Source organism: Corynebacterium sp. 22-2729 (assembly GCF_053479475.1).
The window spans coordinates 142,906-154,673 of the sequence record NZ_JBRBCA010000007.1; the positions used below are offsets into that span (position 1 = coordinate 142,906).

Annotated in this window: 13 protein-coding genes and 1 pseudogene; 10 read left to right on the plus strand and 4 right to left on the minus strand. The window is 61.2% G+C overall.

All coding sequences use genetic code 11. From position 1 onward, the window contains the following. Positions 1-14: 14 nt before the first annotated feature. On the plus strand, positions 15-1,247 hold the full coding sequence (locus tag ACUY2T_RS06865; RefSeq protein WP_448308045.1) for a bifunctional 2-methylcitrate synthase/citrate synthase: 1,233 nt from the start codon (positions 15-17) through the stop codon (positions 1,245-1,247). On the opposite strand, the gene ACUY2T_RS06870 is transcribed toward ACUY2T_RS06865, so the two are convergent. Genes ACUY2T_RS06870 through ACUY2T_RS06880 form a run of 3 tightly spaced genes read right to left on the minus strand, consistent with a single transcriptional unit; the run spans position 1,244 to position 3,408 of the window. Beyond that, positions 1,244-1,828, minus strand: coding sequence for a Maf family protein (locus ACUY2T_RS06870; RefSeq protein WP_448308046.1), 585 nt, complete (start codon positions 1,826-1,828; stop codon positions 1,244-1,246). The genes ACUY2T_RS06865 and ACUY2T_RS06870 overlap by 4 nt on opposite strands. Positions 1,829-1,844: 16 nt before the next feature. Next, positions 1,845-2,039: an acyl-CoA carboxylase epsilon subunit gene (locus ACUY2T_RS06875; protein ID WP_293790761.1), complete on the minus strand. Its 195-nt coding sequence runs from the start codon at positions 2,037-2,039 to the stop codon at positions 1,845-1,847. 10 nt (positions 2,040-2,049) lie between these two features. Further along, positions 2,050-3,408 (minus strand): acyl-CoA carboxylase subunit beta, encoded by a 1,359-nt coding sequence (locus ACUY2T_RS06880; RefSeq protein ID WP_293790762.1) that lies wholly within the window; start codon positions 3,406-3,408, stop codon positions 2,050-2,052. An 86-nt stretch (positions 3,409-3,494) separates the two neighbouring features. Here ACUY2T_RS06880 and ACUY2T_RS06885 point away from each other — a divergent pair, with 86 nt between their 5' ends. From ACUY2T_RS06885 to ACUY2T_RS06925, 9 genes are all read left to right on the plus strand, one after another. Next, positions 3,495-4,337 carry a biotin--[acetyl-CoA-carboxylase] ligase gene (locus ACUY2T_RS06885; RefSeq protein ID WP_448308047.1) on the plus strand — a complete coding sequence of 281 codons (843 nt, stop codon included), beginning with the start codon at positions 3,495-3,497 and terminating at the stop codon, positions 4,335-4,337. Then, positions 4,334-4,846: a hypothetical protein gene (locus tag ACUY2T_RS06890; RefSeq protein ID WP_293790764.1), complete on the plus strand. Its 513-nt coding sequence runs from the start codon at positions 4,334-4,336 to the stop codon at positions 4,844-4,846. The genes ACUY2T_RS06885 and ACUY2T_RS06890 overlap by 4 nt, the downstream gene beginning before the upstream one ends. After that, positions 4,843-6,078, plus strand: coding sequence for a 5-(carboxyamino)imidazole ribonucleotide synthase (locus ACUY2T_RS06895; protein ID WP_448308048.1), 1,236 nt, complete (start codon positions 4,843-4,845; stop codon positions 6,076-6,078). Before ACUY2T_RS06890 ends, ACUY2T_RS06895 begins: the two co-directional genes overlap by 4 nt. A 3-nt stretch (positions 6,079-6,081) precedes the next feature. Continuing rightward, positions 6,082-6,594 carry a 5-(carboxyamino)imidazole ribonucleotide mutase gene (gene purE, locus ACUY2T_RS06900; RefSeq protein ID WP_287861887.1) on the plus strand — a complete coding sequence of 171 codons (513 nt, stop codon included), beginning with the start codon at positions 6,082-6,084 and terminating at the stop codon, positions 6,592-6,594. Further along, positions 6,591-7,397, plus strand: coding sequence for a YdcF family protein (locus tag ACUY2T_RS06905; protein ID WP_448308049.1), 807 nt, complete (start codon positions 6,591-6,593; stop codon positions 7,395-7,397). Before purE ends, ACUY2T_RS06905 begins: the two co-directional genes overlap by 4 nt. 11 nt (positions 7,398-7,408) lie before the next feature. Further along, positions 7,409-8,191, plus strand: coding sequence for an SDR family oxidoreductase (locus ACUY2T_RS06910; RefSeq protein ID WP_448308050.1), 783 nt, complete (start codon positions 7,409-7,411; stop codon positions 8,189-8,191). Positions 8,192-8,206: 15 nt separating this feature from the next. Then, on the plus strand, positions 8,207-9,424 hold the full coding sequence (locus ACUY2T_RS06915) for a sensor histidine kinase (RefSeq protein ID WP_296212990.1): 1,218 nt from the start codon (positions 8,207-8,209) through the stop codon (positions 9,422-9,424). Next, on the plus strand, positions 9,425-10,102 hold the full coding sequence (locus ACUY2T_RS06920) for a response regulator (protein WP_293790769.1): 678 nt from the start codon (positions 9,425-9,427) through the stop codon (positions 10,100-10,102). Positions 10,103-10,305: 203 nt separating this feature from the next. Continuing rightward, entirely contained in the window at positions 10,306-11,271 is a 966-nt protein-coding gene (locus tag ACUY2T_RS06925; RefSeq protein WP_448308051.1) for an HNH endonuclease signature motif containing protein, read from the plus strand. A 243-nt stretch (positions 11,272-11,514) separates the two neighbouring features. Here ACUY2T_RS06925 and ACUY2T_RS06930 read toward each other — a convergent pair. Beyond that, positions 11,515-11,768: pseudogene (locus ACUY2T_RS06930) on the minus strand (IS110 family transposase); the annotation flags it as partial.

Sequence of the window (11,768 nt, forward strand, 5' to 3'; positions counted from 1 at the left end):
AAGGACACCTCACCATGACTAAGCCCATCAAGGTTTCTAACGCACCCTTCGACCGCGGACGCACCAACTTCACCACGCCCCGCGCCCAATCCAACAAGACGTCCAACGCCACAGGCACTGAAAAGAACATCAACAAGGGCCTTAACGGTGTGGTCGTGGACACCTCCGGTATCTCAAAGGTAAACCCGGAGACCAATTCACTGACTTACCGTGGCTATCCCGTGGAAGAATTGGCAGAGCACTGCACCTTTGAGGACGTTGCTTATCTGTTGTGGAACGGTGAACTTCCGGACTTCCGCGAGTTAGAACAGTTCCGCCAGCGCGAGCGCGCCCTGCGTCCGATCGACCGCAGCATGCTGGACCTCATCAATTCCCTGCCCAAGACTGCGCACCCCATGGATGTGCTGCGCACAGCGGTGAGTGTGTTCGGCACCGAGGATCTCAACGCGGACGACCGCGCCCCGGACACGGTACGCCGCACAGGGCTGACTCTGTTGGCGAAGCTGCCAACGATTGTCGCCTACGACCTGCGTCGCCGGAAGAACCTGGAGTACATTCCGCCATCCCGCGACCGCGATATTGCCGAGAACTTCCTCTACATGTGCTTCGGAGACGAAGAGGGGAGCCCGGCCAATAACCGCGATGACGTGGAAGCATTTGATCAGTCACTTACTCTGTACGCGGAGCATGGCTTTAATGCTTCCACGTTCACCGGGCGCGTCATCAGCTCCACTATGAGCGATGTGTACTCCGCAGTCACTGGAGCCATCGGTGCCCTCAAGGGGCCGCTGCATGGCGGTGCGAACGAGGCTGTGATGCACAACTTCCTTGCTGTCGACGACCCAGGCACCGCTGAACAGTGGGTACTCGATCAGTGCGATGCGAAGAATAAGATCATGGGCTTCGGCCACCGCGTGTATAAGAAGGGCGATTCGCGCGTGCCGACCATGGAGGCCGCTATGCGTCGCACCGCCGCCAACCACGATGGCCAACGCTGGGTCGACATGTACGACAACATGCAAAAGGCAATGGATCAGCGCACCGGTATTCAGCCCAACTTGGACTTCCCAGCTGGGCCGACTTACTACATGCTGGGCATCGATATTCCGTTCTTCACCCCGATCTTCGTGCTGGCCCGCGTCGTTGGCTGGACCGCCCACATCGTGGAGCAGAATGCGGATAATGCCCTCATCCGCCCTCTATCTAGCTATGTCGGCCCAGAGCAGCGCTCCGTCAAGGCCGACTAGTCCCACAGGTCGGAGAAGTCATAGCCGAAGCTTGCCAACCCGCGGCGTAGCGCGGGTAGTGAAAGCCCAATCACGGCGGACGGGTGGCCGTCGATACTCTCGATAAACCACCCGCCGAGCGCTTCCAGAGTGAAAGCGCCCGCGCACTCCAATGGCTCTCCCGTGGCAGCATAAGCCTCGATGGCACGATCGGATACGTCGGCGAATTGGATCGTAGTGGCAACTACTTCCTCGTAAAGCTGACCCGTAGCGGCGTCAATTAGCGCATGCCCTGTAATAAGCTCCGCGCGCTTCCCGCGCTGCTGGCGCCACCGCCGCACCGTCTCTTCGTGCGTGTGCGGTTTGCCCTGGAGCTCCCCGTCGATGAGCAGCATGCTATCGCCGCCCAAGACCAGCTCTCCCTCGACCGCTTGCGCCTTGGCGGTGGCCAGATGCTGTACGTACTCAGCAGGGGAGGGGTTCACCAGTTTTGCTACCGCAGCCTCCTCGTCCACGCCCGGTGCGACCTTGCACGGGTAGACCCCGGCGGCGTTCAGTACCTTCTCGCGGGCGGGCGAGGTGCTGGCCAGAGTGAGTTTCATATTTCTCGCCCTGCCACTAGCCTCGCGGCATCCGCGGATTGCGGAAAGCCCCCGGGTTACCGTGTGGCATCTCGCGCCCATAGTGCCCGCGGGTGTCGGGCTTAGCGTCGCGCAGTGCTGCGGCTTCGGCCGCTAGGTCGTCCACGATAAGTTGCAGCGCCCGGGTCTCTACCTCGTTCGGATTGCCCTTGATCACCTGAAAGTCTGTCACGCGCTTACTCCTAGAACGGCAGGTTGTCGTGCTTGCGCGGATAGCCATCCTCGGCCTTGCGCTCCACCAGGCGCAGCCCGTCGATAATGCGGACGCGGGTCTCCGACGGGGGAATCACGGCGTCGACCAAGCCCCGTTCGGCGGCGGAGTAGGGCTCCGCTTGGTAGCTATCGTCCTGTGCAATTTGTGCCGTGGGCCATGCGTAGACCAGGTCGGTACCCAGGCGCTTGGCCCCTAGCGAGAGGTACGCATCCCCGAAAGCCTTGCGGGTAATCACCGCGATCTTGCCGACGGATGCCGTTGCGGTCACTCCGATAAGTTTCGCGGTGCGGCGGAAGAGCGCGTCGGGTGCGTAGCCAACGGAGTCTACGAAGGTCACCAGGGGTACGTTGAATGCGTCGCAGAAGCGGATGAAACGCGCGGCCTTCTCGGCTGCCGTGGCATCGATCGCTCCTGCTTGTTGCTCAGGTTGGTTCGCAATGACGCCCACATTCCGGCCGCCGACCCGCGCCAGTGCCGTAATCAGGTTCGGTGCGTGGAACTTCTGCAGCTCTACTACGGTGTTAGCATCTACCACCCGGTTGAGAACCGCGTGCATGTCATAGGCCTGCGAGTCGGAGTCCGGGATGAGGTTGTCCAGCTCGCCGGCCTCTGCCTCGCCATCTTCGCCGCGCAAGGGGAGAGCACGGTTATTGCTGGGCAGGTACCCCAGGATGTCCGCGACGAGTCCCAGTGCGGAGGCATCGTCCTCGGCGTAGAGGTGGGCGGTGCCGTCTGCGGCGTCAGCAACGAGACCGCCTGCGTTCTTGACGGCAACGACGATGTCGGACAGAACTACCGAGTGCACCAGCGCGCCACTGGTGGGGCCGGCGACGAGAGCGATCTGCGGAACCACGCCGGAGAGCTTGGCCTGCAGGCTGTGGATGCGGGAGAAGTACTCCAGCGCGGTAATGCCCTCGTGCGGGCGGGCGCCGGTGCCCTCGTAGATGCCGATCAGCGGGGTACCGGACTTCACTGCCAGTTCCATGACTTTCAGGATCTTCTCGCCGGCGGTCTCACCAATCTGGCCGTCGAAGAGGGTTGCATCCTGTGAAAATACGCAGACGGGGCGGCCGTCGATGGTGCCGTAGCCGGCGACGATTCCATCGGTAACGGGGCGGAACTTATCGGCCTTAAATGCGGTCGCGCGGTGGCGGGCGAGTGCGTCGGTCTCCACGAAGCTACCGGCGTCCAATAGTGCGTCCACGCGGCGACGAGCGCGCGGGATCTCGTCTCCCTGCGGCTTGTGGGTCTCCGCCAGGCGATCGCGGAGGTCGGCGATCTTCCCGGCGGTGGTTGATGTGTCGGTGGTAGAGCTCATGGTGGCCATAATACGGTGTAAAAACTCCCACGCCGTTATTGGTGGGGCTAGAGTGTCTTGGGAAAGGCATGTGAAAAGAAAGGACGGCACGGTTCATGCGCACTCCGCTGGATCCCCGCCATCTGGCCGAGCGCCTGGCACCACTGGGCTATCGGCATGTCGAAATAGTGGAATCCACCGGCTCCACCAGCACTGACCTAGCCGACCGTGTGCGCAGTGGCGAGGATCTGCCCGACATGAGCCTGCTGATGGCCGAGGAGCAGACCGCCGGGCGCGGCCGCAAAGGACGTTCCTTCGAAGCCCCAGCGCGCAGCCAGTTGATTTGCTCCGTCCTGCTGCGCCTGCCCGACGTGCCAACCGACCGAATTGGACTTCTGCCGCTGCTTACCGGATTGTCGATCGCATCCGGTATCCGCTCTTCCGCTGATATTCCGCTGCAGCTGAAATGGCCCAACGACTGCGTCCTGGATAGTCGTAAGCTCGTTGGGATCCTGGTAGAGGCCGTACATCTGAATCCGCACCCGGCCATCATCCTGGGATTTGGCATTAACTACGACCTGCAGGTCGAAGAATTGCCCGTCGCCCACGCCAGCTCCATTGATTTGGAGTGCGCCCGGTTGGGCGTTCCCTGCCCGAAACGCGAGGATATTGCGGTGGCAGTGTTCGCGGAATTGGCCGCGAATCTGGAGAGGTGGCGTCGATTGGGAGGAGCAGCACAGACCGTGCTGCCGCGATACCGCCAGCTATCCGCAACCATCGGTACCTCTGTGCGCGCCTTTCTACCCGGCGACGAGGTAGTGGAAGGACAGGCCGCTGACATTGATAACGATGGTGAGCTGCTCATTCGCACCGATACCGGCACGCGGGTAATCCGCGCCGGGGAGATCGTGCACCTGCGCGCCGACGGTAGCGGTGATTACGGGGGCCGATACGCATGAGCAAGATCACTTTTGACCCTGACGAACAAATTCTCGCCGAGCTCAGTCCCGCCCGTCGTTCCATGTTCTTCCCGGTACTGCGCCTACTGGTGTGGACGGGCTTGTTCTGGATGGGAATCGGTGCACTGGATCAGTACATGGCGACCCATGCTTTGGACGCCCCCACGGTGGAGTCTTTTACCTGGCTCCGTCGGGGCTTGTTGCTCCTTTGGTTGATAGTTTGCTGGAGGCGCTGCGTTCGGCACCTGGTTTTCCGCGCGCGCTCCCGAATGCTGTTGACTGACAGGCGACTGATTACCGCCAGTGGACATGTGCGCAGCCGAATCGGCCAGATCCCGCTGGCCAATATCGTTGATTGCCGCGCATACCGAGGGGATGTTGCGGTGTACGTGGCCGGGGCGCGTGTGCCGCTGGTGCTCCATTCGGTGCCTTATACCCGTAAGTTTGAAAGGCTGCTGAAGAGCCAGATTAAGAGTGTCGGGGCAGGGAACTATAGTTGGGGGTTGTGAGTGAAAGCAATGGGAAGAATACTGCCGACTGGTCACTAGCCCGAGAGACTGCACATGCGCCGGGTGCGCCGCTGGTGACGATCATCGGTGACGGTCAGCTGGCGCGAATGACACAGCAAGCAGCCATCGAGCTGGGCTTGAGTTGCCGGGTGCTGGCCGGCGCCTCGGACTCTTCGGCTGCGCAAGTCACCGCCGATGTGGTGTTGGGGGATTACGCGCTGGAGGAGCACGTTCGCGAGGTGTCACAGGATTCCGACGCGGTGACCTTCGACCACGAGCACGTGCCCAATCGTTTCCTGGATGATCTCATTGCCCAGGGGGTGAACGTGCAGCCACAGCCGGCGGCGCTGATCCATGCTCAGGACAAGTTGGTGATGCGTAAGAAGCTGCGCGAGATGGGGGCACCGGTGCCTGCCTTCGCCGCCATCGAATCTGCCGATGATATCGCCGGGTTCTTTGACGCCGTAGGAGGCCAGGTCTGTCTAAAGGCGCGCCGTGGTGGCTACGACGGCAAGGGTGTGTGGTTCCCCGCCACGGTGGAGGAAGCCCGCGAGTTGGTGGAGAAGCTGCTGGACAAGGAGATCCCCCTGATGGCGGAAAAGAAGGTCGCGCTGGTCCGTGAGCTGTCCGCCATGGTGGCGCGTACTCCCTCCGGCCAGGTGCAGGCGTGGCCAGCGGTGGAATCGCTACAGGAAGATGGCATCTGTGTGGAGGCCGTGGCGCCCGCCCCAAACTCCACGCTTGAGATCCTGGCCGCCGCCGAGCAGCTGTCCCGCGAGATCGTTGCGGAGCTGGGAGTGACCGGTGTGCTGGCGGTGGAGTTGTTCGAGACCACCGACGAGAACGACCAGCCGGAGATCATCGTTAACGAGCTGGCGATGCGCCCGCACAACACCGGCCACTGGACCCAGGATGGTTGCATCACCAGCCAGTTCGAGCAGCACGTTCGCGCCGTACTGGATCGCCCGCTGGGTTCCACGGAACCCACCGCGCCGGTGGTGGTCATGGCAAATGTGCTCGGAGCGCCCGAGGATCCGGCGATGCCGATGCACGAGCGTATGGATGCGGTATGGCGTCGATTCCCGAACGCAAAGATCCACATGTACGGCAAGGATTGGCGCCCGCGCCGTAAGATCGGCCACGTCAATATGCTGGGCGAGGATCCGGAACTCACCCGTGCACAGGCGCGCTTGGCCGCAAAGTTCCTGGAAACCGCCGAATGGGAGGACTAACCGATGACTGAGAACGCACGCACCCCGCTGGTCGGCCTGGTGATGGGGTCCGACTCCGACTGGCCCACCGTCGAACCGGCCGCTGAGGTGCTGGCCGAGTTCGGCATCCCCTTCGAGGTCGGCGTGGTCTCCGCGCACCGCACCCCGGAGCGCATGCTTGACTACGCCCGCACCGCCCACTCCCGCGGCGTGAAGGTGATCATCGCCTGCGCCGGCGGTGCCGCCCACCTGCCGGGCATGGTCGCCGCAGCTACTCCGCTGCCGGTGATTGGCATTCCGCGTGCTTTGGGCAACCTGGATGGCCTGGATTCCCTGCTCTCTATCGTGCAGATGCCGGGCGGAGTGCCGACTGCCACCGTCTCCATCGATGGCGCGAAGAACGCTGGCCTGCTGGCTGTGCGCACCCTCGCGGTGGCGGATGCAGCGCTGATGGACAAGATGGTCGAGTACCAGGAGAACATGCGCGACGCGGTGCTGGAGAAGGATCGTGCCCTGCAGCAGAAGCTGATGGGGTGAAGCGTTCTAACTGGGTAGGGGTCGTCGCCCTGGCGATCGCCGAGCTCGGCTGGGGTGCACTACTCGCGCTCGGCGTGGCTTGGCCCGTGTGGTGGGCACACGTGGCGGTTCTGGCAGCCGTGGCCGTCTGGCAGCTGCCGATGGCTCTGCGCTCCGACAAGCGCGGCTGGGTGCACCTCAGCACCGTGGTGGCCGCGGCGGGCATGTTTACCTGGGGTTTTGGTGGATTGGCGCTGTTGGGGTCGCGGCCTGTGCTGGCCGTTGTGGGGCTACTGACTTGGGTATTCGTCGCCGGGGGATTGGTCCTCTTCGTTTCCGCCGCGTACCGCTCTAGGTCGGTCTCTCTTCCCGAAACTTGTGACGCCACAGTCGTTCTCGGAGCCGGCCTTTTCCGCGATCGACCTAGCCCGCTGCTGGCTTTGCGCTGTGACCAGGCGGTTCGGCTGTGCCCTCCCGGGGTGCCACTCATCGTCAGCGGTGGCCAGGGACCGGACGAGCCGTGCACTGAGGCTGACGCGATGCGCCGCTACCTTTCGGGCAGTGGACACACAGTCCTTTGCGAGGAAGCAGCGACCAACACACGCGAGAATATTCTCTACTCGTTGGATTTACTGGGGCTCCACAACCCCCATATTGGCATTGTGACCAGTGATTTTCACGTCCTCCGTACTCGAGGCCTGGCTCGCGAGCTGCAGCAGGAACGTCCCTTCAGCTTCACCGTCGCGGGATCCGCCACGCCAGCCAGTGCCCGCCCGGCGGCTTTCTTACGGGAATTCGTAGCTTATGTACTCTGGCTACTGTAGTAGTTAGGAGTATGAAATCAATACTCGTTACTGGCGCGGCCCAAGGATTCGGCCGCGCAATCGCTGAGTCCTTCGCCGAGGCCGGCTGGACCGTCGGTGCCTACGACCTCTACGGAGACAAGGTCCGCGGCTGGGCTAAACATCCGAACATTATCCCCGGCACCCTCGACGTCACCGATCCCGACCAGTGGTCCACCACCGTCGCCGACTTCGCCGCCCGCGCCGGGGGAATCAATGCACTCATTAACAACGCGGGCGTTCTCTACGGTGGCGACTTCATCGACCGCGGGAGCTTTCAGCAGGATTCCGCCCTCGTCGACGTCAACGTCAAGGGCGTGATCTACGGCTGCCGGGCGGCCTTCGAACACCTCAAAGCCGCCGGCAACGGCGTGGTCGTCAACGTCTGCAGTGCCTCCTCCATCTACGGCACCCCAGATATGGCCACCTACTCTGCCACCAAGTTCGCCGTCCGTGGCATCTCCGAGGCGCTGGATTTCGAGTGGGATAAGCACAACATTCGCGTCCGCACCGTCTTGCCCCTGTACTCGCGGACGGCGCTCATCGCCGATGTGGAAACGGCGGGCATGCGGCGGCTGGGGGCGTCCACAACCCCACAAGACGTGGCTGCAGAGGTAGTAAGGGCCGTGACCGCGCCGCGCCGTAGCCCGACGAAGGTGCATTTTCCGGTCGGTTGGAAGACGAGGCTGCTGGAGGCTACCAGCCACTTTTCGCCGCCGTTCCTCACCCGTTTCGTTAATGGCCTGCTTGTTTACGGCGATAGGGTGCGCCTGTAACTAGACTCTTCATACATGTCTTATGAAGCAGTTCCTCGCCCGGTGTGGTGGCGGGATGCCTCCTGGTGGGTGCTTGTAGCTGTTGTGGTCATGGTGTTCTTCTTTTTCGGTGCCGGAAGCACGTTTGGCACTGGTATGAATATCAACACCTGGCAGGTTGCTGTTGCCAGCACAGGTCTAGTTTTGGGGTTCATTGGCTTGCTCCTCCAACGCTTTCGACCCGAATGGGGTGTGGCAGTCACCGCAGTTGGCATGTATGCCTATGCGACGTCTGCGCTGTTAGTGTGGCCGCTTGGCTATTTGGTGGTGGCCTATGAGGCTTACTTCATCTCCGCAAGGCTGATGCTGCGCCGCAAGCTGTGGCTGACTTTGCTGTTGCTCGGCTCTTTCTACGCGATGGCGTGGGGGACCATTTACAACGCGCGCAAGGGAAGAGACGGTGATTTTGCGTGGGGCGGTGATGATTTTCGGACCGCTGAGTTTTGGGTGTTCTGGGGAGTAATCGCCCTTCTCGCCGCTGTGACCATCGCCCTGATGTGGCTGGCTGGCCGTTTTTCGTTGCGCCGCGACCAGGCGGTGGAGGCGCTGGCTGCCCGCGCCGAGCTCGCCACCGTTAGCGAGCGCAACCGCATCGCCCGCGAGTTGCACGACATCGTCGCACATTCCCTCACCGTCGTCATCGCGCAGGCGGACGGCGGGCGCTACGCGGGCCGTAAGGATCCCGACAAGGCCATCGAAGCCCTCGACACTATCGCCGCGCGCGGTCGCTCGGCCCTGACCCAGATGCGCGAACTTCTTTCTGTTCTTCATGATGACGCCCCTTCGCCGCGTTCTGCTGCCGTCACCCCTGGGGTGGCCAGTATTCCCGACCTAGTAGCGGATGCAAAGCGCAGTGGCGTTCAGGTGGAGCTGCACGTCACTGGTGAACCACGTCAGCTGGATGAGGTCCGCGACTTGAGTGTTTATCGCATTGTGCAGGAATCCCTGACCAATGTTCTGAAACATGCGGGATCTGTGCCCGCGCAAGTGAGGCTGGAGTGGGAGTCCACCCAAGTCACCATTACCGTGGACAATGCACCTGGCGACGAGCAGATCGAGGGATCTGGCCGAGGCTTGACGGGTATTCGCCAGCGTGTGGCGATTCACGGTGGTCAGGCCAAGTGGGGTGCCTCGGCGGTGTACCCCGGTGGGTGGAACGTAATGGCAACGGTGCCTTATGCGAAGGAGGATTAAGTGATTCGGGTGGGTTTGGCCGACGACCAGCAGTTGGTGCGTGCCGGTTTTGGCCTGGTATTGGATTCGCAGGACGATATTACTGTCGCCTGGCAAGCTGCTGATGGGAAGGATGCTTGCGAGCTGGCCGAGTCGGATCCTGTGGATATCATCCTCATGGATGTGCAGATGCCCCGTATGGATGGCATCGAGGCCACTCGCCAGGTTGTCGCTGGCGGTACCGGTGCGCGCGTTATTGTGCTCACTACCTTCGATAATGACAATTATGTTCTCGGCGCGGTTGAGGCTGGAGCTAGTGGTTTCCTGCTTAAGGACACTGACCCCGAGGATCTCATCTCCGCCGTTCGCACGGTGGGTGAGTCCGCGGCGGTTATTAGTCCAAAAGCGACCGCGCGCCTGTTGCGTACTATCCGCATGGCGCAGACCCCACAGCGCCGTGAGTCTGTAGAGCTCGACTTGCCTGATCCTCTTACTCCGCGGGAACTGGAGATCCTACAGCTTATTGGCCTGGGATATAGCAACCAAGAGATTGCCGACAAGCTCTATATCTCGCTCCCCACCGTCAAGACGCATGTTGGGCGAGTGTTGATGAAGACTCACTCGAGGGATCGTGTCCACGCGGTGCTTTTTGCTTTCAAGCATCATTTGGTGCACGCAGATGATCTTCTAGAGGGTTAGAACATATTATCTAAAACCTGCACTTTAGCTTTACTGGTATTCGTACTGTTTGAGCCGTTGGCGTCGTTAAAAAAGAAAAAGGTTTGGATCGCTATTGACTTGGTTTGTTTGTGTGTTCTAATATTGTTCTAGGAAGTCTGGCGGCGGCACCACATCGCCAGCGCTGTACTTAGGGGAGTACCATGCACACAAAAGATCCCACCTTGCCACCATCGTTTCGTATAGCTACCTCGTCGGATTCGCTGACGGTCGCGGCGCGGCAGCTTAATCAGCAGCAGTTTCATCTGATCATGGCATGTGCGCCGGACGGGCAGGATCTGGTGCCCGATTTCTGCACCCGCCTTGCCGTGCGGCTGGGAATATCGGCCGGGGTGGCGGAGTCCTGGGCTGAAGCCGCCTTTGTGTTGCGGGATTACCCGCACCTCACCGAGCTCTTTAGCCGGGGGTGTTTCACTTCTCGCCATGTGCTGCGAGTAGCGCAAGATCTTCTCGCGGTGTCGCTCGACGATCGCGCGATGGTGGAACAGAAGGTTCTTGAGGTATTGACGCCCACACGTCCTAACCAGCACATCCCCTCGCCGCGGACGATCCACAACCGCATCTCCAAGATTTTGCAGGAGGTCGATCGTGATGTCATACCTAGGGATGAGGCCACTGTGATGGAGCCAGGCCTCGGCGTGGATTGTCGAGACCCGGAGTACACCACGTTTACGCTGCGAGTCACGCGAATGCAGGGGATTGAGATCGACAAGATCGTGCGCGCCACCGCCGCCAAATACGACTGTTCACAGCCGGAGGCAATCGTGCGACTAATCACGGATAAGGCCGATGTATCGGTGACGCTGAACCTTTACCACGATCCGGCGAATGACGGCGCGGTGCTAGGGGAGGACCACTGGCTGAACCGCTCCGCTTCCAAAACCTGGCTGCAGCGCGTGACGCACCTGTCCGCGCCGGGGTATGCAGAGTGTAAAGGCTATGCGCCAACGGAGAGCATCAAGGCGGCGGTTGCTGGCCGTGACCTGCACTGTCGATTCCCAGGATGCGACGTGCCGGCATACAAATGCCAGTACGATCACGTTCGCCGATTCGGCAGTGGTCCGACGTCAACTTCGAACCACATTACTGTGAGACCTCATACCACCTGGGCTGGGTCAGGTTCCTATTAGCAGTTTGAGTATGTCACTGTCCTTTCAGACGGAGGGAACGGAATTAAACATAACCCGCCCAATCGGGTGGACAGGCTATGAATCTTCGGTGCCCTGAGGTGGAACTGCTAACAACGTAATGGGGGGTGTCCCTATGTTTTTGTCAAGTGTCGGGCCGATGTTGGCGAGTACAGTCTTGGGAGTAGTTTCTTAGGCGTGCCTAGGAGCCGGCCAGGGTGTGCTGGTCGGCTTCGTCTTTGGGCTTTATGCGGCGACGGGGCGTGGCGGGATTTCGCGGAAGAACTCCTTGTTTTTCAGCAGCGCGTAGATGACATTGCATCGGCGTCGTGCCAGGCAGATGACTGCTGCGTTGTGGCGTTTTCCTTCAGCGCGTTTGCGTTCGTAATACCGCCGTGACGGTTCGTGGCTGCGGATAACCGCGAATGCGGAGTAGAACAAGGCGTTTTTCAGTCGTTTATTGCCTGACCGTGCTGGGAACTCACCTCTGATCGACGAAC